This window comes from Glutamicibacter sp. (genome assembly GCF_050701915.1).
In the GTDB taxonomy this organism is placed as follows: Bacteria; Actinomycetota; Actinomycetes; order Actinomycetales; family Micrococcaceae; genus Glutamicibacter.
The window spans coordinates 296,483-317,224 of record NZ_JBOGEG010000001.1 but is presented as its reverse complement, the minus strand read 5'-3'; the positions used below and the strand labels follow the sequence as shown (position 1 = coordinate 317,224).

General features: G+C 64.4%; 21 protein-coding genes. 10 read left to right on the top strand and 11 right to left on the bottom strand.

The genetic code is table 11. The annotated features are described in order from the left end of the window. Positions 1-30 precede the first annotated feature (30 nt). Positions 31-1,341 carry a hypothetical protein gene (locus tag ACRDT3_RS01680; RefSeq protein ID WP_431491303.1) on the top strand — a complete coding sequence of 437 codons (1,311 nt, stop codon included), beginning with the start codon at positions 31-33 and terminating at the stop codon, positions 1,339-1,341. A gap of 28 nt (positions 1,342-1,369) precedes the next feature. Here the strand turns inward: ACRDT3_RS01680 and ACRDT3_RS01675 are convergent, their stop codons facing one another. From ACRDT3_RS01675 to ACRDT3_RS01665, 3 genes are all read right to left on the bottom strand, one after another. Further along, positions 1,370-3,046 carry an HNH endonuclease signature motif containing protein gene (locus ACRDT3_RS01675; RefSeq protein WP_431491302.1) on the bottom strand — a complete coding sequence of 559 codons (1,677 nt, stop codon included), beginning with the start codon at positions 3,044-3,046 and terminating at the stop codon, positions 1,370-1,372. Positions 3,047-3,107: 61 nt separating this feature from the next. Then, positions 3,108-4,292 carry a class I SAM-dependent methyltransferase gene (locus ACRDT3_RS01670; RefSeq protein ID WP_431491301.1) on the bottom strand — a complete coding sequence of 395 codons (1,185 nt, stop codon included), beginning with the start codon at positions 4,290-4,292 and terminating at the stop codon, positions 3,108-3,110. After that, the gene (locus ACRDT3_RS01665; protein WP_431491300.1) at positions 4,289-4,963 is read right to left on the bottom strand and encodes an IMPACT family protein; all 675 of its coding nucleotides are present in this window, start codon (positions 4,961-4,963) and stop codon (positions 4,289-4,291) included. Before ACRDT3_RS01665 ends, ACRDT3_RS01670 begins: the two co-directional genes overlap by 4 nt. Positions 4,964-4,988: 25 nt before the next feature. Between ACRDT3_RS01665 and coaE the strand changes: the two genes are divergently transcribed. From coaE to ACRDT3_RS01640, 5 genes are all read left to right on the top strand, one after another. Continuing rightward, a complete protein-coding gene (gene coaE, locus ACRDT3_RS01660) occupies positions 4,989-5,585 on the top strand; it encodes a dephospho-CoA kinase (RefSeq protein ID WP_431491299.1) in 597 nt (198 codons plus the stop codon). Positions 5,586-5,587: 2 nt separating this feature from the next. Next, a complete protein-coding gene (locus ACRDT3_RS01655) occupies positions 5,588-5,836 on the top strand; it encodes a hypothetical protein (RefSeq protein ID WP_431491298.1) in 249 nt (82 codons plus the stop codon). A 71-nt stretch (positions 5,837-5,907) separates the two neighbouring features. Further along, complete coding sequence (uvrB, locus tag ACRDT3_RS01650; protein ID WP_431491297.1) at positions 5,908-7,995, top strand: excinuclease ABC subunit UvrB; 2,088 nt, start codon at positions 5,908-5,910, stop codon at positions 7,993-7,995. A gap of 245 nt (positions 7,996-8,240) precedes the next feature. Beyond that, a complete protein-coding gene (locus ACRDT3_RS01645; protein WP_431491296.1) occupies positions 8,241-9,272 on the top strand; it encodes a TerC/Alx family metal homeostasis membrane protein in 1,032 nt (343 codons plus the stop codon). Between the two features lie 110 nt (positions 9,273-9,382). Beyond that, on the top strand, positions 9,383-9,835 hold the full coding sequence (locus ACRDT3_RS01640; RefSeq protein WP_431491295.1) for a MarR family winged helix-turn-helix transcriptional regulator: 453 nt from the start codon (positions 9,383-9,385) through the stop codon (positions 9,833-9,835). 83 nt (positions 9,836-9,918) lie between these two features. Here ACRDT3_RS01640 and ACRDT3_RS01635 read toward each other — a convergent pair whose 3' ends face one another. Further along, positions 9,919-11,205: an alpha/beta fold hydrolase gene (locus ACRDT3_RS01635; RefSeq protein ID WP_431491294.1), complete on the bottom strand. Its 1,287-nt coding sequence runs from the start codon at positions 11,203-11,205 to the stop codon at positions 9,919-9,921. After that, a complete protein-coding gene (locus ACRDT3_RS01630) occupies positions 11,205-11,693 on the bottom strand; it encodes an N-acetyltransferase family protein (protein WP_431491293.1) in 489 nt (162 codons plus the stop codon). The genes ACRDT3_RS01635 and ACRDT3_RS01630 overlap by 1 nt, the downstream gene beginning before the upstream one ends. 62 nt (positions 11,694-11,755) lie before the next feature. On the opposite strand from ACRDT3_RS01630, the gene ACRDT3_RS01625 reads away from it, so the two are divergent. Together ACRDT3_RS01625 and ACRDT3_RS01620 are read left to right on the top strand one after the other, a co-directional pair. Continuing rightward, on the top strand, positions 11,756-12,508 hold the full coding sequence (locus tag ACRDT3_RS01625; RefSeq protein WP_431491292.1) for a metal-dependent hydrolase: 753 nt from the start codon (positions 11,756-11,758) through the stop codon (positions 12,506-12,508). Positions 12,509-12,574: 66 nt separating this feature from the next. Continuing rightward, entirely contained in the window at positions 12,575-13,525 is a 951-nt protein-coding gene (locus ACRDT3_RS01620) for a phosphotransferase (RefSeq protein WP_431491291.1), read from the top strand. A gap of 16 nt (positions 13,526-13,541) precedes the next feature. Here the strand turns inward: ACRDT3_RS01620 and ACRDT3_RS01615 are convergent, their stop codons facing one another. The 3 genes from ACRDT3_RS01615 to ACRDT3_RS01605 all read right to left on the bottom strand — a co-directional run bounded on the left by ACRDT3_RS01615 (position 13,542) and on the right by ACRDT3_RS01605 (position 16,808). After that, a complete protein-coding gene (locus tag ACRDT3_RS01615; RefSeq protein WP_431491290.1) occupies positions 13,542-13,733 on the bottom strand; it encodes a hypothetical protein in 192 nt (63 codons plus the stop codon). A gap of 97 nt (positions 13,734-13,830) precedes the next feature. Continuing rightward, positions 13,831-14,274, bottom strand: coding sequence for an NUDIX domain-containing protein (locus ACRDT3_RS01610; RefSeq protein ID WP_431491289.1), 444 nt, complete (start codon positions 14,272-14,274; stop codon positions 13,831-13,833). Then, positions 14,274-16,808: a DEAD/DEAH box helicase gene (locus tag ACRDT3_RS01605; protein ID WP_431491288.1), complete on the bottom strand. Its 2,535-nt coding sequence runs from the start codon at positions 16,806-16,808 to the stop codon at positions 14,274-14,276. The genes ACRDT3_RS01610 and ACRDT3_RS01605 overlap by 1 nt, the downstream gene beginning before the upstream one ends. Before the next feature lie 77 nt (positions 16,809-16,885). Here ACRDT3_RS01605 and ACRDT3_RS01600 point away from each other — a divergent pair, with 77 nt between their 5' ends. Then, complete coding sequence (locus tag ACRDT3_RS01600; protein ID WP_431491287.1) at positions 16,886-17,677, top strand: trans-aconitate 2-methyltransferase; 792 nt, start codon at positions 16,886-16,888, stop codon at positions 17,675-17,677. Between the two features lie 45 nt (positions 17,678-17,722). Here the strand turns inward: ACRDT3_RS01600 and ACRDT3_RS01595 are convergent, their stop codons facing one another. After that, positions 17,723-18,364 carry a phosphatase PAP2 family protein gene (locus ACRDT3_RS01595; RefSeq protein WP_431491286.1) on the bottom strand — a complete coding sequence of 214 codons (642 nt, stop codon included), beginning with the start codon at positions 18,362-18,364 and terminating at the stop codon, positions 17,723-17,725. 111 nt (positions 18,365-18,475) lie between these two features. Further along, positions 18,476-19,129, bottom strand: a complete 654-nt coding sequence (locus ACRDT3_RS01590) for an MBL fold metallo-hydrolase (protein ID WP_431491285.1) — start codon at positions 19,127-19,129, stop codon at positions 18,476-18,478. Positions 19,130-19,211: 82 nt separating this feature from the next. Here ACRDT3_RS01590 and ACRDT3_RS01585 point away from each other — a divergent pair, with 82 nt between their 5' ends. Then, positions 19,212-19,589, top strand: a complete 378-nt coding sequence (locus ACRDT3_RS01585; RefSeq protein ID WP_105656678.1) for a GntR family transcriptional regulator — start codon at positions 19,212-19,214, stop codon at positions 19,587-19,589. 656 nt (positions 19,590-20,245) lie between these two features. Here ACRDT3_RS01585 and ACRDT3_RS01580 read toward each other — a convergent pair. Next, positions 20,246-20,542, bottom strand: coding sequence for a DUF4190 domain-containing protein (locus ACRDT3_RS01580; RefSeq protein ID WP_431491284.1), 297 nt, complete (start codon positions 20,540-20,542; stop codon positions 20,246-20,248). Positions 20,543-20,742 lie beyond the last annotated feature (200 nt).

Genomic DNA, 20,742 nt, shown 5'->3' with positions numbered 1-20,742 from the left:
AGTGCATTCGCGAACGGCAGGTAGATGCACATGGCAACGGCAGGGAATTCGCAGGCAGGCTATGCGGGAGGCGCAACTACCGGGCAGCAGATCCCGGTGCGCCAGGTCAGCCACGAAGAGTGGGAGACTGTACCGCGCACCATTCCCAACTTCTGGGTTGCGGCCGCCACCTGGCTTCCGCTGGTTGCACTGGTGGTCTTTGTCCGTTCGGATCTTCTTCATTCCCCGTACCTCGATACAAGTTTCTGGAACATCGTTTCCTTCTCGATGGTCGCTACCGTGCTGGCCATGATCTTCGGCGGCGGACGGCAAGCACCCTGGATGGGATTGGGCCTTGGCGCCGGAATCTATTTCCTGCTGGCTCCTGCCGGGGACCTGCAAAGGATCTTGGCTGTGGCGCTGGCCTATTTCCTCCTGCTCGCCCTGGCCGTCGGCGTTCTGGACGGGCGGCTTCGACGCCAGCTTAGAACCTGGAAGCGCGAAGCTGCAGGCGGCATTGCCCTGGCTCAGGGGCAAGAAAGAGATTTTGGAATCTTCAAGCAAATGTCGCCCACGGTCTGGAACCTCGCGTTAGGCGCACTGATCTACCCGCTGCTGCGGCTGGGCTGGGAATTGGCCAGCACGGAAGTGCATTCGCTGCATGACTTGGATGAAGGGTACCGACTTGACGTGCTTGCCGCGGTCGTCCTCCTGGGCATCAGCCTGCTGGTCAGCCTGTTGCGCTGGATGCGCTTGAAATCGATGGGACTTTTCGCCCTCGAAATTCCAGCTGACCACCGAATCGGTCCAACCTCATTGCGAGCCTATGGCAACGCGATCCTCATCGAAAAGGAAGAAACCGAGGACTGCCTGTGCCGCAATGACGACAAGAACGGGGCCAAGAAGGAATTTGCGGACCCGCGATTCATTTTCTGCTCGGAGGTTTGCCCGGTGCACGGGGTGCATGCGGTCAACCAGCGTTCTGCCGAAGAGTTCCTGGGCATCGCGGCCCAGCCCTGGGTCTATGGGGAGAACCTGAACGGAAAATTGCTGGAAGGGACCGGCCAGCGCTTGGTCATTGCCGGGCTAAGCGGCTGGGGTTCACGCCCGGTCTCGGTGCGCGCTTCGTGGCTCTATGGTGGCGGGAAGCAGGCGAGCGCCTACTTCGTCCCGGCATCCGCACGTGAACCCTTGAACAGAACCAAGCGGCGCCTGGCGGTCCAGACACCTGCTGGCGAATCGATTACTGCCGATACCTTCGAAAACAATGAGCGGGCCGAGATCGACCGGATCGACCTGCGTCCCTTGGGGATTGAAGCCCAAGCCGTCCGCGTGCACGGTGGACGCCCGTTCTTGATCTAGCCGGAGACCCCGGCGCATGGGGGGCGAACTAGGCGGCCTTGGCCATGTGGTAGCTGTTGCGCACCGGGGTCTGGGTAGGATCGATGAAGCTGGGCAGGATGACCTTGGGTACCCCGTCATCGGGAATGACCTTGATCAACCCGGCATGGACGTCATGATGATGCGTGTCGCAGAGCATCGCACTCCAGTAGACCGCGGTGACACCGCCCTCGGACCAGAACCAGATGTGGTGGATGTTGCAGCGTTCGGGATCCATGGTGCACCCGGGAACTATGCAACCGCGATCGCGCACCGCAACACCCAGGCGCATGTAGCTCGGGTGCTTGCGTTGGCTGCGCCCGATATCAAGCAGCTCGCCCCTGCCGCCGAGCACCATCGGAATGATGCGTGCCCTAGCCAGGGTCTGGCGCAGATCAGCTGCATCGAGCTTGAAACCGTGCTGGGTGATGCCATGGGTTCTTGCCCGGCCCTCCAACTCATCCAAGGTCAGCATGACCACGATCTGCGGCGTGATGGTGGGGACTTCCACGGTGCCTGGGTCAGTCCCAACGGCGCTCGTTGGGGTTCCGCCGTTGCGCGCGGCGTGCAGCAGCTCCTGGAGCCGCCTCGTGTTGATCTCAAGCAGATTCATCAGTCCGTTGAGGCGGCGTGCCGCGGCAGAAAGCGGTGCGGAAACAGGATCTTCGCTGGCGGCAGCTTCCTCATCGGTCAGGAAGTCCGGATGCCTTCCGGTGCCGGCCTGGTAGAAAGTGCCAGAGGCAGCATCCTGCTCTGGACGGCTTCCCGGCGGCTCGGCAAAGGCCTCCCGCGCGGCCTGGCCGGCACCGGAGCGGGGATTGTCACTTTGCGAAATGCCCGATTCGAAGAGTTCTGCGCGCGCAGGGCGCAGGGCGAGGTCGTAGTGGACCAGCCCGTCGCGTTCGCCCCGCCGGTACAGGCCCTCCTGGGCCTCGGGCCGCTTCTTGCCCAAGCGTTCTTTCTGGGACTTCAGGAAGCTGTTGACCAATTGGCGGCGGGTGCCGGGATCGGGCTCGTCCAATTGCTGGTCGACGATGGATTCAAGCAGCTCGCCATCTTCGGTGAGCGCCGAGGCGGTGGCGGGTGCTGCGTATTCGTCGCGCTTGGGCTCCAGGGCGCTCAGACGCCGGGCCGCACTGAGCACTTCGGCTGGCGGCTGGCGCAGATCGGCGAAGCGCATGGCCAGCAGCGGGAACTGTGCGCGGTGCCGCAGATGCTGGTAGTCATATTGCGCGAAGACATGGCCGGCGGCCTGGAGGCGGCGCTTGGCCTCGAAGTGGTCGGTGCGCAGCCAGGAGGCCAGAAGTGCCGCGGGGCCGGTGAAGCTGGGCCGCTTTCCCGTGCGCTGGGCCGGGACGGAGAAATCGGCGGCGCCCTGGCGGGCTGCGGTGAGCTCATCCTGGGCGAGGGTGTGGGCCGCGGTGTCTTCGACCAGGTGGGCCGCGTAGATCTGGGTCCGAAGGGCTTGGTAGGTGGATGCTTCTGCCGCGGTGGCCAGGGCCAGAGCGTAGCGCGGATCGTCCAGATAGTGCGGCGCGGGGCCTGCGGCTGGACCGGGGCAGAGCAGGGTCTGGTGCAGGGCGGGGATGAACGCGGCCAGGGCCAGGGCGTCGTCCACCGCGAGGGCCGGCGCGTCCTTGATCGCTTGGGCAAGCCCGGCTAGCGCCTGGCTGATAATTCCGCTCATGGCCCCAGCATGCGCCAGGCGGCGCGCGGCGAGCGGGCGGGCAAGACGGCCTGTGGAAAAGCTAGTGCGCGCGGGTGGAAACGGTGACGGTGAAGGTCTTGTCGCGGGCCAGCTGCTCGGTGGGGCCAACGCGCCGGGCCAATTCGCTGCGGTAGCGCAGGTGCGAATTGAACACGCACAGCAGGGTGCCGCCGGGGGCGAGCACGCGCGCGGCGTCGTCGATCAGCTTGAACGCGATGTCGGCGGTGACCGTATTGCCGATGTGGAAGGGCGGATTCAGCGTGACCAGCGTCGCGCTGGCGTCGGGCAGGCGGCTCAGGGCGTCATCCTGCACGGCGGTGATGCGTTCGGCCAGGTTGTTGCGTTGCGCGGCGGCCAGGGTGGAGGCGATCGCGGAGGCCGAATGGTCCGAGGCGTCCACACGCAGCTGTTGGTTTTCCAGCGCAGCGTAGATGCCGATGGTGCCGTTGCCGCAAGCCAGGTCGACCAGCGTGGCGTGCGCGGAGAGGTCCGGAAGGTTTTCCAGAAGCAGCCGGGTGCCCGGATCCAGCCGGGCGGCGCCGAAGGTCCCGGCTCCGGCATGCAGCGTGAAGCTGGTGCCGCGCACCTGGTGGGTGGCGGTGGCCGGGAAGCTGCTGGCGGGCTGTTCGGCGCGCGGGCTGCTGGCGGTGAGCACCCGGGATTTCTGTCTGGCCAGCGAGACGTCGACGCGGGTGAAATGCGCGCCGAGCACCTCGTTCATGGAACGGCTCATGTGCTTGATGCGGCCGCCGGCGAAAAGCTTCGCGCCGGGGCCGGCGACGGCAGCTACCGCGGCGGCCTGTTCGCCCAGCACGTCCAGCCCGCGCGGCAGGGCCAGCAGGACCGAACCGGCATGCTCGGCGACCCGTTCCAGGGTGCAGAATTCGACATATTCGGCACGCTCGGGCATGAGCCGGGCGAGGTTGGCCTCGATGGCGCGGCGGGCGGTGAGCGAATCGGTGTGCACGCGCACGCTCGTGCTGCCCAGTTCCAATGCGCCCAGGGCCAGCGCGCCGTAGTGGTCGCCGATGACCGCAATGGAGGCCGGCCAACGGACTGCAGGGCCGGCCGCGGCGGCGCAGGTGTCCAGGATGAGCCGGTCGCAGGCATCGGCGGCGAAGAGGTTGCCGGCTTCGACATCGGGCCAGCGGCGCAGGGCGGGAAGCAGGGCCTGGAGCCTGCTGGCGGCAGCGTCCGTGGCTTCGGGATTGGCAGCGGTGTTCAAATCAGATCAACCCATTGCGTGTTGGCGGCGGCCAGTTCCCCGGCGCCGGAGGTGAGCGTGGCGATATAGGTGCGCAGCTGCGCGGCGGCTTCGGGCGTGTCCGGGATGCCGATCTGCACGATCGCCGCTTCGGCCTGCCAGAGGGTCGGCTCGACCTGGTAGCCGGCGGCGCGCAGATCATTCTCGTAGCGGGCCGCGGCGGCGTGGGCGGCGGGGAAGGTGAAGATCCGCATGCGCTGGCGCAGGTGCAGCTGCGCAGTGTCCAGCCCGGAAGATACCGCCTCGGAGTACGCGCGGACCAGTCCGCCGGCGCCGAGCTTGATCCCGCCGAAGTAGCGGACCACCACGGCCAGCACGTCCGAGAGCACGCTGCCATCGGCGATCTCGCGCTTGGCCAGGGCATCGAGCATCGGAATGCCGGCGGTGCCCGAGGGCTCGCCGTCGTCGTTGGAGCGCTGGGCCATCCGGTCGGGGCCCAGGATGAAGGCGCTGCAGTGGTGGCGGGCATCGAAGTGGGTCTTGCGCAGGGCCGCGATATGCCCGCGGGCGGCGGCTTTGGTTTCGACCCGGTAGAGGTAGGTGATGAAGCGCGAACGCTTGATTTCCAGCTCGTGCACGCAATCGCTGGTCAATGTCGTGTACCGTGTCGCGGCCGAGTCGTTGGTGTTCATCCCCCTTAGTTTATAGGGTGGGAACATGATGCATGTGGGACTGACCGGGGGAGTGGCCTCCGGAAAATCTGCGGTCGCGGCCAAATTAGCCGCCCTGGGAGCCGTAGTCATCGATGCCGACGCGTTGGCACGGCAGGTGGTCGAACCCGGCACGCCCGGGCTGGCTGCGATCAAGGACACCTTTGGCGATGCCGTTTTGCTGGCCGACGGGTCGCTGGACCGTCCCGCGCTGGGCGCGATAGTCTTCGCCGATGCGGCGCAGCGGGCCAAGCTCAACGCGATCGTGCACCCGCTGGTGCGGGAGCAAGCCGCGAAGCTGCGCCAGGCCGCGGCGGCCGGCGCGCTGGTGGTGGAGGACATCCCGCTGCTGGTCGAGACCGGCCGGCTGGAGGGCTTCGACGCGGTGGTCGTCGTCCAGGCCCCGCACGCCGAACGCATCCGCCGCATGGTCCAGGACCGCGGCTGGAGCACCGAAGATGCCGAAGCCCGGATGGCCGCGCAGGCCACGGATGACCAGCGGGCGGCCGTAGCCGACTACCTGCTGGATAATTCCGGTACCTTGGAAGAACTCGAGGCGCAGGTTTCTGCCCTCTACCGCCAATTGGCGCAAGCACAGGAGTAGGAATGTACAAGATCTGCAAGTGGAGCACCCTGATCGCTTTCGCCATCGCCTTGGTATTGTGGCTCGGATTTGGCGGCCGCGCCGAATTCGTCGCCAGCGAATCCGGTCCGTATTCGCCGGTGGTCTACATTTCCGGTTGGCTGGCCCTGCTGGGACTGGCCACCGCGACCATCATGACCGTGGGCTTCTTCGGCAGCAGCATCCAGCGCACCGTTAAGCGCAATGCGATCCGCTACGGGATGCGCAAGTAGCCCTCGGCTTTAAGCTGAAAGCTGGCTAGGGCAAGACCCAATAGGCCGGGGCAAGTCGATATGCTGGAGTCATGAGTCTTGCACAGCCGATCAAGCGCGTGGTCGCCCCCTTCGAAGTCATCAGCGAGTACCAGCCTGCCGGCGACCAGCCGCAAGCCATCAAACAGCTGACCGAGCGGATAACCAACGGCGAGAAGGACATCGTGCTGCTCGGTGCCACGGGTACCGGCAAGTCCGCGACCACCGCCTGGCTGGTCGAGCAGGTGCAGCGCCCCACCCTGGTGCTGGTGCAGAACAAGACCCTGGCCGCCCAGCTGGCCAACGAGTTCCGCGAGCTGATGCCCAATAACGCGGTGGAGTACTTCGTCTCCTACTACGACTACTACCAGCCCGAGGCCTACGTCCCGCAGACCGATACCTTCATCGAGAAGGACTCCTCGATCAACGAGGAAGTCGAGCGCCTGCGCCACTCGGCCACCAACTCCCTGCTCACCCGCCGCGATACCATTGTGGTCGCCACCGTCTCGTGCATCTACGGCCTGGGCACCCCCGAGGAATACGTGGCCGGGATGGTCACCGTGCGCACCGGCGAGGAACTGAACCGCGATGCGATGCTGCGCCAGTTCGTGGCCATGCAGTACACCCGCAACGACATGGACTTCCACCGCGGCACCTTCCGCGTGCGCGGGGACACGGTGGAGATCATCCCGATGTACGAGGAGCAGGCCGTGCGCATCGAGTTCTTCGGCGACGAGGTGGAAGCGATCCACACCCTGCACCCGGTCACCGGCGAGGTGATCCGCGAGGAGACCGAGATGTACATCTTCCCGGCCAGCCACTATGTGGCCGGTGCCGAGCGGATGCACAAGGCGATCAAGCGGATCGAGGACGAGCTGGCAGTGCGCCTGAAGGAGCTGGAATCGCAGAACAAGCTCGTCGAGGCCCAGCGGCTGCGCATGCGCACCACCTACGACCTGGAAATGATGGAGCAGATGGGCTTCTGCAACGGCATCGAGAATTACTCGCGCCATATCGACGGCCGCGATGCCGGCAGCGCCCCGCACTGCCTGATCGACTATTTCCCCGATGACTTCCTGCTGGTGATCGACGAATCGCACGTGACCGTCCCGCAGATCGGCGCCATGTACGAGGGAGACATGTCCCGCAAGCGCACCCTGGTGGAACACGGCTTCCGCCTGCCCAGCGCCATGGACAACCGCCCGTTGAAGTGGGCCGAGTTCCTTGAGCGCATCGGGCAGACCGTGTACCTTTCGGCCACCCCGGGCAAGTACGAACTGGGCAAGTCCGACGGGTTCGTGGAGCAGATCATTCGCCCCACCGGGCTGATCGACCCCGAAATCATCGTCAAGCCCACCAAGGGCCAGATCGATGACCTGCTCGATGAGATCCGCACCCGCGTGGATCGCGATGAGCGCGTGCTGGTCACCACGCTGACCAAGCGCATGGCCGAGGACCTAACCGACTACCTCACCGAGCACCAGGTGCGGGTGCAGTACCTGCACTCCGATGTGGACACGATCCGCCGCGTTGAGCTGCTGCGCGAGCTGCGCATGGGTTCCTTCGACGTGCTGGTGGGCATCAACCTGCTGCGCGAGGGCCTGGATTTGCCCGAGGTTTCGCTGGTCGCGATCCTGGATGCCGACAAGCAGGGCTTCCTGCGTTCGGCGACCAGCCTGATCCAGACCATCGGCCGTGCCGCGCGTAACGTCTCGGGCCAGGTGATCATGTATGCGGACAAGATCACCGATGCGATGGACCAGGCGATCGAGGAGACCAACCGCCGACGGGCGATCCAGGAAGCGCACAACAAGGAGCACGGGATCGACCCGACGCCGCTGCGCAAGAAGATCGCGGACATCACCGACCAGCTGGCACGTGAGGATGCCGACACCCAGGAACTGCTGAACAACAACCGGCTGGCGAAGAATGCCAAGCGCGCCAAGGCCTCCGCCACCGTGCGCAAGGACGGCTTGGCTGCGGCTCCGGCCGAGGACCTGCTGTCCCAGATCGGGGAAATGACCGAGCAGATGCACGCCGCGGCCGCTGAATTGCAGTTCGAGCTCGCCGCCCGGATCCGTGATGAAGTTTCCGAATTGAAGAAGGAATTGCGCCAGATGAAGGCTGCCGGGCACGCGTAGCCCGTGGGCTGTTCGGCGCAGTATCGGGACTTGCGCTAAGCCTGTGCGGTTCCTGTGCGCTACACTTGATCACTGGACGTAGGGGAGTATCCCAATGCTGTGGACGTCAACACGCGAACCAATGATGCTTCGCCGGGCGCAGCAGCCGACCACTAAACCAGCTTTCGACGCGTATCGAATCCTGGTGTGGCGGCGGAGAGACTTGCGGCGATTTTCCATACCCTCCAACGAAAGGTCGCTCGTCCGTGGGCACTAATGGGTTAACTATTCAATTCGAGATCATCGCGCTGATTGTTCTGTGCGCGGTGCTCATCGCAGACTTGCTGTACGTCACCAAGCGTCCGCACATTCCTTCCATGAAGGAAGCAGGCATTTTTGTCGGCATCTACATCACCTTGGCATTAATCTTCGGTGCGGTGATCTGGACGCAGGCTGGACCGCAGCTCGGCCAGGAATTCTATGCCGGCTGGGTCACCGAATACGCGTTGTCGGTAGACAACCTGTTCGTCTTCATCATCATCATGGCGCGCTTCTCGGTACCTCGCAAGTACCAGCAGGAAGTGCTGATGTTCGGCATTATCATCGCGCTGATCCTGCGCGCGATCTTCATTGTCCTGGGCGCTGCGATCATCGAGCAGTGGTCGTGGGTCTTCTACATCTTCGGTGCCTTCCTGCTGTGGACCGCTTGGAACCAGCTCAAGGACGAGGATGAGGACGAGGAAAGCGGCCTGGTCAAGAAGCTGACCTCCAAGCTGCCGATTTCCAAGGACTTCGATGGCGCCAAGCTGCGCACCGTGGTCGAGGGCAAGAAGCTGTTCACCCCGATGGTGCTGGTCTTCGTGACCATCGGCATGACCGACCTGCTGTTCGCCTTCGACTCGATCCCGGCGATCTTCGGCCTGACCAAGTCCGCGTTCATCGTCTTCACCGCGAACATCTTCGCGCTGATGGGCCTGCGCCAGCTGTACTTCCTGCTCGGTGGCCTGATGAACCGCCTGGTCTTCCTGAAGCACGCACTGAGCTTCATCCTCGCCTTCATCGGCGTGAAGCTGGTCTTCCACGCCCTGCACGAGAACAGCCTGCCATTCATCAACGGCGGCCAGCCGCTGGATTACGCGTGGCTGGACATCTCCGTGGGCGTCTCCCTGCTGGTCATCCTGGGTGCGATCGTGGTCGCAACCGTGCTGTCGCTGTGGAGCCCGTGGGGCAAGCGCGCCGCCGCTAACGCCGAAGCCGCTGCAGTGGCCGACGCCGCCGATCATGCGACGCACGACTAGCGCTAGGCAGCACGAACACTAGCCCGCCGGGATCGGTTCATATGAACTGGTCCCGGCGGGTTTTTCGTACCCGAATAGTGTGCCTATGCAGTTCTGCTAAGGTAATTTCCATGAGCGATCTATCGACAGAAGCCAGCGACATTGCCACCGGGGTAGCACTAGCATCGGGCACCATGTCCCGGCTGCTTGGGCGCGCGGCCGGGCAGGGCCGATCGGTGACCGCTTGGCGGGTGCTTTCCACCCTGGACCGGTTGGGCCCGCAGCGCGTGGGCGACCTGGCCGTTGAGCAGCGGGTGGCGCAGCCGACCATGACCGGGCTGGTCATCCGCATGGAGAACGACCAATTGGTCCAGCGCCAGCCGGACCCGAATGATGGCCGCGCCAGCCTGGTCAGCCTGACCAGCGACGGCAAGGAAGCGATCGAAGCCTACCGGCAGCGCGCGATCTCCTCGCTGGCCGGCGGCATCGACTCCTTCAGCGCCGAGGAACAGCGGATTCTCGCGCAGGCAGTGCCGCTGCTGCAGCGGTTGAATGACCAGGTTGCCGCGAAGCTGGACCGTTAGCAGCACGAGGCTTAACGCACAGGGCGCTTGAATCCACCGGGGGGATCCAAGCGCCCTGTGCGTTAACGGCGCCGGTGCGCAGGCTAGGCGTCCTGGGCCGCGGATTCCGGGTCTTCGCCGTTGGCCATCGCCAGCAGGCGGCGGAAGATCGCCGGGCCATCGTCGCCGATACCGTCGTGGTGGTACTTCTCGGTCACCCAGGTCTGCATCCCGGCGACCTGCGAGGCCGTGCGCAGCGAGAGCTCGCGGTCCACGTAGACATCGTCATGGTAGACCGCGGCGGCCACCGGCACAGTGTTCTTGGCCAGCACTTCCAGATCGTAGAGCGGGCCGAAGCCCTCGTGCTCGGCCAGGATGCGGGCCACGTCCTCCAAGGGGCGCAGGGCAGGATCCTCGGCGAAGTGCCAGCTGTAGATCATCTCGCCGGTCAGCAGCGGGGTCGCGGCGTGGTGGGTGAAGTCGGCGAACTCGGTCAGGACTTCTTCGGCCGCGAAATTGGTCGGTTCGCCTTGGGCGTAGATGGTTTCATGCATCAGCGCGTAGAGCGGGTTCGACGCGAAGGAGGACTGGGCGAAGAGCGCTTCGAGGAAGGTGTCCGAGAGGCGTTCGCCGCCCGGGGTATGGCTGAAGGCCTCCTCGAAGATGTGGTGCAACAGGTGCACCCGGGTGTTTCCGCCCAGGTACATGCCCAGCATCTGCACCAGCGGCACGGTGACGCGCTGGCCGTTGGGCAGATGCTCATCGTCGTTGGCGCGCACATGCTCGTAGATCCTGTGCAGGGTCTGGAAGTCCTCGGGGTACCAGGAGAAGTACTCGCGGTTGCGTTCTGCCATGCGCTGGTAGGTGGCGCGGTAGACGGTCTTCGCATCGGCATCCAGCGAGGCCAGCCCGCCAGTGACCAGGCAGCGGGTGAGCGACTGCGGGAAGAGCGAGAGGTAGGTCAGGGTGCAGAACCCGCCGTAGCTCTGGCCCAGGGTGCTCCACTGCCCGATGCCCAGGTGCTCGCGCAGGGCTTCGGCGTCGCGCACGATCGAGTCGGCGCGGAAATGCGAGAGGTAGCGGGCCTGGGCCGCCGAGTCGCCGCGCAGCGGCAGGGACTTGCGGTTAGCCGGGGTGGACAGTCCGGTGCCGCGCTGGTCCAGCAGCAGCACCCGGAAGTGCTTGGTTGCTTCGGCCAGCCACCCTGACAGGGAACCAGGGCGCGGGGATTTGCCCCCTGGACCGCCCTGCAGGAACAGCAGCCAGGGCTTGGCCGCGTCGGTGCTGATCTCGCGGGCGAAGACCGAGATCTTTTCGCCCTGCGGATGGGCGTGATCCAGTGGAACCTCGATGCGATGGTCGGTGACGTCCATACCGCGGTAATGGCGCATTAGTGTGCTCCTTGCATGCCAAGTTGTTGCAGTGCTTCGCCGTCCAGGCGCCGGGTGCTCCAGCCGTCCATGGAGCTGGAACCGATGGCGTCGTAGAACCTGATGGCTGGCTCGTTCCAATCCAGCACGGACCATTCCAGGCGCTTGTAGCCGCGCTCGACGCAGATCTGCGCCAGGGTGCGCAGCAGCGCGGTGCCGGTGCCTGAACCGCGCTGGGATTCGCGCACATACAGATCCTCCAGATGGATGCCGTGCCGGCCCTCCCAGGTGGAGTAGGTCAGGTACCACAGGGCGATGCCCCTGAGCTCGCCGTTTCCGTCCTCGGCCACGTGGGCGAAGACCTGGGGATTGGGGCCGAACAGATGGGCTTGGAGGTCTGTTGCGGTGTTGAGCACCGCATCAGGTTCCCTTTCATAGTCGGCCAATTCCTGGATCATCGCCAGGATCTGCGGGCAGTCGCCCGGAACAGCTTCACGCACAATTCTCATGTGTTCCAGCTTACCTCCGTCGCACCGCTAAAACGTCGGTGACCAGACCTAAGGTTGAAAGCATGATGGGTGGACACCACGCGGTGAGCGGCGCAGCCGCATGGTTGGCAATTACAACTGAAGTCTCCGTTGGATCGGTGAACCTGGGGTTGGGGACCTTCCAAATGGATCGCTGGGAAACCCTGGCCGGTGCGATCGTCTGCGCCGGAGCGGCCCTGCTGCCCGACGCGGATCACCACGGGGCCACGATCGCCCGCTCGCTGCCACCGTTCTCCAGCATTTTCGCGCGTATTATCGGTTCGGTTTCCGGCGGGCACCGCAATGGCACCCATTCGCTGATCGGCATCGCCTTCTTCATCTTCCTGGCCTGGCTGGCCAACGGCTGGGATGTGCGGACCGCGGCCTTGGGCACGGTGTACCCGGCAGCGGCGCTCTTTGCGATCCTGCTGATTTCCTTCGCGGTGAAGACCATGAAGTTCATGCCGCCGCTGCTGTGCTGGATTATCGCCTTGGCCGCCGGCACCTTCGTCGGGATGAACGCGCCCGAGCAGAACCTCTGGTTCCTGATGGCAGTCTCCCTGGGCGCGATCGTGCACGTACTGGGGGACATGCTGACCATTGGCGGTTGCAACCTGCTGTGGCCGATCAAGATCGGTTCGCCGCGCTGGTTCCGCCGGCTGCCGCTAATTGGCGGCTGCTGGAAGTCCAACGGGCGTGTGGCATTGCCGATTCTGGCCGAGACGGGCTCCACCGCAGAGTGGCTGCTCGCGACGTTGCTCACTACCTATGTGGGCATCGCGCTGATCGTTGCCTGAGGGCCCCCGGCCCGCTACCGGCTTGTCGCATTGAAACGCGCTTAGGCTGGAAGCCGATGATCTGGCATGATCCGTACCATGCAGATCCAATTCACCCGGCGCATCACCTGGCATCAGCTTCCCGACGAACTGCGCGCACGGATTGAATCGCACCTTGGCTCCCGGGTGATCCGGGCGCGAAGCCAGGCCTCGGGATTTTCCCCGGGCAGCGCCGATCGGCTGCTCACCGCCGATGGCCAGCGGGTCTTCGCCAAGGCGGTGAATCCGTTGCTCAGCGCACCGGCCACGGCGTTGAACGCCCGCGAAGCGAAGATTGCCGCCAAGCTCCCGGCCGCCTTGCCGGTTCCGGAATTCCTGGGGCACATCAGCTGGCAAGGCTGGGAGGCCTTGGTCTTCGCCGAAGTTCCAGGGGCCAGCCCGCAGCTTCCCTGGCCGGCCGGCCAGCTGCATCGGGTGCTGGATACGCTGGCGCAGCTGGCTGACCAGGCCCCCGATTCCCTGATCGAGCTGCTGCCGCCGCTGGAAGAAGAACTGCGCGAAGACGTTGCCGGTTTTGCGCGGATCATGCAGGACGATTGGGAGCCTGCCGATCCATGGGTTGCGCAGAACCTGGAAGAACTCCATGATTTGGCCATAGCCGGTGCCGGGTCACTGGCCGGAGACCAGCTGGTGCATTCGGATCTGCGCTCGGACAACATCCTGCTGGGGGAACGCGGGGAAGTGCTGCTGGTGGATTGGCCGTGGGCTTCGCGGGGCGCCGCATGGTATGACGCGTTGACGGTGCTGGTTGAAGCACGGATTTTCGATCCAGCGCTGGATGCAGATGCCATTGCGGATTCCCACCCGATCTTCGCATCGGTGAGCGCCGAAGCGGTCAGCGCAGCGCTAGCCGGACTGGCTGCCTACTATGTGGATGCGGCGCGCAGGCCCGAAGTTCCGGGGTTGCCTACGCTGCGCAGCTATCACGCGAAGCAGGCGGTCGCCAGCGTCGGCTGGCTCAAGGCGCGGCTGGCCTAGCCGGCTATTCCAGGTGCTAGCCGAACCGGGCTGGCCTGGCATTCTCCCCGCGGTAGACCAGCGCCAGGCCCAGGACCAATGAACCGAGCTGGACCAAGGTCGCCAGCCACGCGCCGGAAGCAAAGAGCTCGGACCAGCCACTGAGCAGCCCGACCAGGACCAGCAGCAGCAGGCCTGCCCCGAGCAGGCGGAGCTTGTACCCGTTCATGGCCATACCCTACGGCACTGCCCGCGGCATTGCCACCGGTGGTCGGCACCATGCTGCGGGCAGCGGGCGGTGCCCGCTTTTCAGCGCCGGTCCCAGGCTAGGGCTTGCCGGATCCGGTGCAGAGGATTGGCGGCAGTCCGGAATCCAGGCGGGAGAGGACCAGCCGCTCCTGCTCGACGAGGTTGCGCGGCAGGGCATCGAGCGGGAACCAGCGCAGCTCGGCGGCTTTCCCCGGTTCCATGAGGCGCGGCGTGCCGCTCCACTGGCGCACGAGGAAGAAGAAATCCACGCAAGCACCAACGCGGGTGCCGCCTGGCTGGTTGCGGTGCACGGTGCACAGCGGCTGGAGCTGGGGCCCGGCGATCCGGATACCCAATTCCTCGCGGGCTTCGCGCACGGCGGCCGCATCGGCAGCTTCGCCGGGCTCGACGTGCCCGGCGGCGGCCGTGCTCCAGAACCCGTCCATGTAGCCGGTTCCTGACCTCAGCTGAAGCAGGACATCGTTCCCGCGCCGCAAGATGGCGTAGCTGATCGCCTTCATCAATGGTCCAGGCGGCCCACCGAAGTCACCTTGACCACCGGTTCGCCCGCCTCGTCCGAACCATCCAGCGAGATGGTGGCGGTGATGCCCCAGTCGTGGTGCTCGGATGGGTCGGCGAAGATCTGGCGCACCTCCCAAGTGCGGTTTGGCAGTTCCTTGATGATGAACAGCTTCGAGCCGCGTCCGGCGGGGCCGTCGTCGATGTCCTCATGCTCGTCGAAGAAGTCGTCCATGGCCTCGGCCCAGGTGTCCGCATCGAAGCCGCTATGCCCATCGAGTTCGCCCAGCGCCTTGTCCTGCTCATCGGCGAAGAGCTTCACCCGGCGGAACATCTCATTGCGGACCATCACCCGGAAGGCACGCACATTGCTGGTCAGCTTTTCCGGTGCCGGAGGCGGCGCGGTTTCGGTTTCCTCGCTCAACTCGCCGCGGGAGAGCTCTTCCCATTCGTCCAGCAGCGAGGAGTCGATCTGGCGGATCATTTCGCCTAGCCACTCGATGAGGTCTTCGAGGTCCTCGCGCAGCGCGTCCTGCGGGACGGTCTGGCGCAAGGCTTTGTAGGCATCGGTGAGGTAGCGCAGCAGCACGCCCTCGGAGCGGGCCAGCTGGTAGTACTGGACGAAATCGGAGAAGCCCATGGCCCGTTCGTACATGTCGCGGACGATCGACTTCGGCGCCAGCTCGAAATCGGACAGCCACGGCGCGCCGGACCGGTACTGTTCGAAGGCGCTCTCCAGCTTCTCGGCCAACGGCATCGCATAGGTGATTTCATCCAATGCGTTCATGCGGTCGTTGTAGTCCATGCCTTCGGCCTTCATCGCGGCGATGGCCTCGCCGCGGGCCTTCTTCTCCTGGCCGGAGAGCACCTGGCGCGGCTTTTCCAGGGTCGCCTCGATCACCGACACGACATCCAGCGCGTAGCTGGCCGAATCCGGATCCAGCAGGTCCAGGGCGGCCAGCGCGAAGGGCGAGAGCGGCTGGTTCAGCGCGAAGTTCTGCTGCAGGTGCACGGTCAGCTCATAGCGGTTGCCGTACTCGTCTGGCGCATCGCGGCGCACCACCACCTCGGTGGCAATCAGTTCGCGCAGGATGCCGATGGCGCGCAGCTTCAGCTTGCGCTGGGCGGCCGGGGTCTCGTGGTTCTCGCTGAGCAGGCGCTTGGCGGCGTCGAAGGAATTGTCCTCGCGCTCCAGCAGGTTCAGCAGCATCGAGTGCGAGACCTGGAACGAGGATTTCAGCGTCTCGGGGGCGGCCTCGACAATCTTCTCGAACGTCTTCTCGCCCCAGGTCACGAAGTTCTGCGGCGGCTTCTTCTTCGGGATCTGCTTGAGCTTGGAGGAGCCCTCGCCGTGCTTCTTCAGCGCCTTTTCCATGGCCTTGTGGTTCTCGATCGCGTGCTCCGGAGCCTGCACCAGCACGGTGCCTGCGGTATCGAAACCTGCACGGCCGGCGCGACCTGCAATCTGGTGGAATTCGCGGGCGTTCACGATGCGGGTACGGGTGCCGTCGAACTTGGACAGGGCGGTGATCACCACGGTGCGGATCGGCACGTTGATGCCCACGCCCAGGGTGTCGGTGCCGCAGATGACCTTGAGCAGGCCTGCCTGGGCCAGCTGCTCGACCAGGCGGCGGTACTTGGGCAGCATGCCGGCGTGGTGGATGCCGATGCCGTGGCGGACAAGGCGGTTCAGCGTCTTGCCGAATCCGGCGGCGAAGCGGAATCCGCCGATCATCTCGGAGATCTTTTCCTTCTCCTCGCGCGTGGCCACATTCACGCTCATCAGCCCGGTGGCGCGGTCGATGGCATCGAGCTGGGAGAAGTGCACGATGTAGATCGGGACCTGCTTGGTCTTGATCAGTTCCTCCACGGCCTCCTGCACCGGCTCCATGGAGTAGTAGAAGTGCAGGGGGATCGGGCGTTCGGTGTGCGCGACGGTCACCGTCGGGGTGCCGGTGCGCTCTTCGAGTTCCTGCTCGAAGCGGGTGACATCGCCCAGGGTGGCGCTCATCAGCAGGAACTGCGCCTGCGGCAGCTCGATCAGCGGCACCTGCCAGGCCCAGCCGCGCTGCGGATCGGCGTAGAAGTGGAACTCGTCCATGATCACGCAGCCCACGTCCGCCTTGGAGCCTTCGCGCAGGGCGATGTTCGCCAGGATCTCGGCGGTGCAGCAGATGATCGGGGCATCGGCGTTCACCGAGGAATCACCGGTGACCATGCCGACGTTCTCTGCGCCGAAGATCTTGCACAGGTCGAAGAACTTCTCGGAGACCAGCGCCTTGATCGGCGCGGTGTAGAAGCTGATCTGGTCGCGGGCCATGGCGTAGAAGTGGGCTGCGATGGCAACCATGGACTTGCCCGAGCCGGTGGGGGTGGCCAATATGACGTTGTTGCCGCCGGCCAGCGCCATCGACGCTTCGTCCTGTGCGGGGTAGAGGTTGATGCCGCGGGTCGTGACCCATTGGCCGAAAGCCTCGTAGATTTCGTCGTCGGATACGTTCTTGGCGTCTGCTGGCAGATAATCGGTGAGCAACATGATGTTCCTAGCCTATCGGTTGAGAACTATGACTGGGGGCTAGTTGTTGCGTGCGCCTCTCGTTTAGGCTCGGGAATATGAAATGGGATCCGACGAAATACACCGAATTCTCCGATTACCGTGGCCGCCCGTACCTGGATTTGCTGGGGCAGCTAGCCGCGGTTGACGCGTCGAAGATCATCGATCTGGGGTGCGGCCCGGGAAATATGACGCGGCTGCTGGCCCAGCGCTGGCCGCAAGCGCAGGTCACCGGCCTCGATTCTTCGCCGGAGATGATCGCCAAGGCCACGCAGAGCGAGCATGAGGAGAATCTGGGCTTCGCGCTTGCCGATGCCACGGCGTGGATCCCTGACGCCGACACGGATCTGCTGTTCTCCAATGCGATGCTGCAGTGGCTTCCGGGGCACCGCGAGCTGCTGGCCGGTTGGCTGGACCAGCTGAAGCCCGGCGCGAACGTGGCCATCCAGGTCCCGGGCAATTTCGGATCCCCGTCGCATGCGGTGATGCGCGCAGTAGCCGACAGCGCGAAGTGGGCCGGCCAGCTGGCAGGGGTGCTGCGCCATGACGATGTGGTGGGGGAACCCGACGAATACCAGCGGATCTTCCTGGACGCCGGGTTCCAAGCCAATGTCTGGGAAACCACCTACCATCAGCTGCTCGCGGGGGAGGACCCGATTCTCGACTGGGTACGCGGGACGGCGCTGCTGCCCATTCGCCACACGCTCAGCCACGAAGGCTACCTGGAGTTCGAAAACGACTACCGGGCCGAAATTTCCAAGCACTACCCGTCATGCATCTCGCAGGACGGAACTGTCTTGACGAACTTCCCGTTCCGCAGGATTTTCATGATCGGGCACAAGCTCGGCTGACTAGCTCCAGGACCGGCATGGCGATAGCCGTGGGGGTGCGCTGCCTCAGCGAATGCTGCCCGGGAGGTACCTGCGCGCCAGGCCGGGCAGCACGCGGACGAAGACCAGGACCACCAGAATGCCCAGTGCCGCCCCGGAGAAGACATCGTGGACGAAGTGGGCGCCTACGCCCACGCGGGAGAGGGCAATGAGCAAGACGGCCGGTATCGCGTACATGGCCAGCTTCGAAAGGGCCAGCGTGCAGGCTGCGGCGACGCCGGCTGCGACCACCGAATGGTTGGACGGCCAGGACCAGTCGCCTGCTTCCGGGCAAGCGAGCGCGGTGACTGCAGCCAGGGCGCGGCACGGGCGCTCTTCGGTGACCAGAATCTTGGCCAGCTCGCTCAGGCCATAGGCCGCTACCGCGCCAATTGCGCCCGAAACCAGGCGCCAGAACGCAATTCGGTCACGGAACCAGCAGAGGACGGCGAGCGTGCAGGCTCCGGCCATCAGCAGCAAGAGCAAGGTCTCGGAAAAGAACACAGCCGCCGCGGAGAGCGGCGCGGACTGCGCAACAGTTCCTGAAATTCCCAGATACAAGGCATCACGCCACGGGTAGGCGGCCAGCGCCAGCAAGGCGAGGACCGCGATGATGATGGCTGGCCGCGAAGGGGCGATGGCAATTCGTGCGGGGGACGGTGAATTCACAAGTGGTGATTATACGGATCTGATCCGGCTGCAGGCATCAGCTGAACGAGGGCCTGCATCATGGGAAGCTGTTGCCAGCGGCACGGATGCCGCTGGCCATGCAGCCAAGGGCTACCACCCGCGTTCGCGCCACTGCTCCAAATTCGGGCGTTCTGCCCCCACCGTTGTCGAATCGCCGTGCCCCGGCAGGACCTTGGTTTCGTCGGGGAAGCGGCCGAAGATGCGTTCGGAGACGTCTGTGAGCAGCGATAGGAACCGCTGCGGATCCTTCCAGGTGTTGCCCAGGCCTCCGGGGAACAAGCTGTCGCCGCTGAGGACGACTGGCTGCCCGGAGGAATCTACCAGCGCATAGCCGATCGAACCTGGCGTATGCCCGCGCAAGTGGATCGCCTCGATGGTCACATCGCCCAGCTTCAGTTGGTCGCCGTGATTCAGCGCATGGTCGATCTTGACCCCGGATTCTTCAGCGATGCCGGCCACGTCGTCTGCACCGGCGTAGGTTGGCACCGGGTACTTCTCCACGGCGTCGGCCAGCGCGCGCACGTGGTCCCAGTGCTGATGCGTCGTGGCGATGCCGATAATGCGCGGATCGCTGGCGTCTTCACTGGCTGCCTGGATGAGCCGCTCGATGGCCTGCATGTCATCCGCCGCATCCACCAGCAGCTGCTCGCCGGTCTTCCGATTGGTCACCAGGTACACGTTGTTTGCCATGTCGGATACTGATACCCAACGGACGGTCACATCGTTCAGTAATAGTTCGTTCATGCAACCAGACTACGGTGCAGATCCCGGCTAACGCGATAGGCTCGGGTAAATACCAAACACAGTCCAAAGGATGGAGTGCAGGATGACCGAACTGGAATTCATCAAGATCGAGCCGAACTCGGGCGTGGCACCGTATCAGCAGGTCCGCGAGCAGATCCTCTCAGCTATCGCCAAGGGAAAACTTGCTCCAGGCACCAAGTTGCCTTCAGTTCGGGCGCTCTCGGGCACCTTGAACCTCGCGGTGAATACCGTCGCCAAGGTCTACAAGGAACTTGAGCTGCAAGGCGCCGTTGTCACCCGCGGCCGCCACGGAACCGTGGTCCAAGCCGCCGAGAATCGTGCAGAGCAGGAAGTCAGCGATGCGGCCGCCGATCTGGCCCGCATCGCCCAACTGTGGTCGGTCGACGAAGCGACCGCGGTGAAGTACTTGCGCGCGGCATTTAGTTCCCTGCCAAGGTAGACCCAAGGCGCCTCTGGAAGTGATTCCGGGAACCAGCCGCAGGTGGAACCTGATGAATGCGAATTGGAATGAGGGCATTCATTCCTGCAACTGCCCCGTGGCGATTGACTGACCATGGGAGCAGGACTAGGAACCTTGCAGGTTCACCTAACTCCATTTGCCAATAGCCAACGAGGGTAGCTTCCCCATCGAGCGGGGGATTATCAGCGCGCCCGCCGCTATCCAAACCAGTGGTCCGTTCAACGGCGAACTGCAAGAGCTCGCCCGCGAATGGAGGCCATTGGCGATAACTGGAGAGATTGCGGACTGGAGCCTGGGAAACTAGGCCAACGCGCTGCGCCGGGCCGTTCGTGCCTGCACCGTCCGCGCCTCCGAATCCACCTGCTGGCATCCATTGGCGTTGTGAATATGTGCGCTCCGATTCTCGGCCCAGACCCCCTAAGTCGCCCAAGCGAGTGGGAGCTTTAGAACCCAGGCATGCTGATTTGAAACGAGTCCCATGCGCGTGGGGTAGAATGTTCTGGCTTGTCTGCCAGATGGGAAACATTCCTAACGCCGTGGAGCACGGTGAGGTAGTCCGCTTCATAAAAATGAGGCGACACCGGTGGATAGGTCTCAGCGCAGGGTCATGAAACCTAGCTCGTGAAATTACGGCGTTATGCGTTGTATTGCTGAATCATTGCCGGGATGGCAGTTAACATCGTGAAGAGCGCCAAGGCGGCAATGGCGTATCCCACCATGAGCGCAACGATTGCCAGCCGGCGGCCGCGTCCGCCCCGTAGGGTGATCTGGTTTAGCGCGACATGGCCTGCGCCCACGGCCAAGATGGCCAGACCTGAATTGCCAAAGAACCATAGGCTCAGAACGGCAAGGGCCACCAGGGCCAGGGCTGCAACGGAGTATTTGTTCAGTGATCCCGCATCCGTGTATGACGAGACTCTTTGCGTTGCCATGCGGTTCCTCCATCGATTGCTGTTACGACAGAGTCTAGACGCCTATTCCCTCGAAAGGCCAGGGAGTCAACAAGCTGGAAGGGTTCGTGAGCTTCGGATCGAAAGTACCAGTACTGGTAGTGCTCGTCCGGCTTGATATTTCGAAATGAGCTAGGTGGGCACGCCGAGGGTCACACGCTGCGGGGCACGAGCGCGGACTG

What these genes read in the sequence shown, in the direction of transcription:
- coaE (WP_431491299.1), top strand. Translation starts at nt 4,989, where the DNA reads ATGATGCATGTGGGACTGACCGGGGGAGTGGCCTCCGGAAAATCTGCG.
- ACRDT3_RS01610 (WP_431491289.1), bottom strand. Translation starts at nt 14,274, where the DNA reads ATGAAGGCGATCAGCTACGCCATCTTGCGGCGCGGGAACGATGTCCTG.
- ACRDT3_RS01620 (WP_431491291.1), top strand. Translation starts at nt 12,575, where the DNA reads ATGATCCGTACCATGCAGATCCAATTCACCCGGCGCATCACCTGGCAT.
- ACRDT3_RS01655 (WP_431491298.1), top strand. Translation starts at nt 5,588, where the DNA reads ATGTACAAGATCTGCAAGTGGAGCACCCTGATCGCTTTCGCCATCGCC.
- ACRDT3_RS01680 (WP_431491303.1), top strand. Translation starts at nt 31, where the DNA reads ATGGCAACGGCAGGGAATTCGCAGGCAGGCTATGCGGGAGGCGCAACT.
- ACRDT3_RS01580 (WP_431491284.1), bottom strand. Translation starts at nt 20,542, where the DNA reads ATGGCAACGCAAAGAGTCTCGTCATACACGGATGCGGGATCACTGAAC.
- ACRDT3_RS01615 (WP_431491290.1), bottom strand. Translation starts at nt 13,733, where the DNA reads ATGAACGGGTACAAGCTCCGCCTGCTCGGGGCAGGCCTGCTGCTGCTG.
- ACRDT3_RS01630 (WP_431491293.1), bottom strand. Translation starts at nt 11,693, where the DNA reads ATGAGAATTGTGCGTGAAGCTGTTCCGGGCGACTGCCCGCAGATCCTG.
- ACRDT3_RS01640 (WP_431491295.1), top strand. Translation starts at nt 9,383, where the DNA reads ATGAGCGATCTATCGACAGAAGCCAGCGACATTGCCACCGGGGTAGCA.
- ACRDT3_RS01585 (WP_105656678.1), top strand. Translation starts at nt 19,212, where the DNA reads ATGACCGAACTGGAATTCATCAAGATCGAGCCGAACTCGGGCGTGGCA.
- ACRDT3_RS01625 (WP_431491292.1), top strand. Translation starts at nt 11,756, where the DNA reads ATGATGGGTGGACACCACGCGGTGAGCGGCGCAGCCGCATGGTTGGCA.
- uvrB (WP_431491297.1), top strand. Translation starts at nt 5,908, where the DNA reads ATGAGTCTTGCACAGCCGATCAAGCGCGTGGTCGCCCCCTTCGAAGTC.
- ACRDT3_RS01600 (WP_431491287.1), top strand. Translation starts at nt 16,886, where the DNA reads ATGAAATGGGATCCGACGAAATACACCGAATTCTCCGATTACCGTGGC.
- ACRDT3_RS01635 (WP_431491294.1), bottom strand. Translation starts at nt 11,205, where the DNA reads ATGCGCCATTACCGCGGTATGGACGTCACCGACCATCGCATCGAGGTT.
- ACRDT3_RS01605 (WP_431491288.1), bottom strand. Translation starts at nt 16,808, where the DNA reads ATGTTGCTCACCGATTATCTGCCAGCAGACGCCAAGAACGTATCCGAC.
- ACRDT3_RS01665 (WP_431491300.1), bottom strand. Translation starts at nt 4,963, where the DNA reads ATGAACACCAACGACTCGGCCGCGACACGGTACACGACATTGACCAGC.
- ACRDT3_RS01675 (WP_431491302.1), bottom strand. Translation starts at nt 3,046, where the DNA reads ATGAGCGGAATTATCAGCCAGGCGCTAGCCGGGCTTGCCCAAGCGATC.
- ACRDT3_RS01590 (WP_431491285.1), bottom strand. Translation starts at nt 19,129, where the DNA reads ATGAACGAACTATTACTGAACGATGTGACCGTCCGTTGGGTATCAGTA.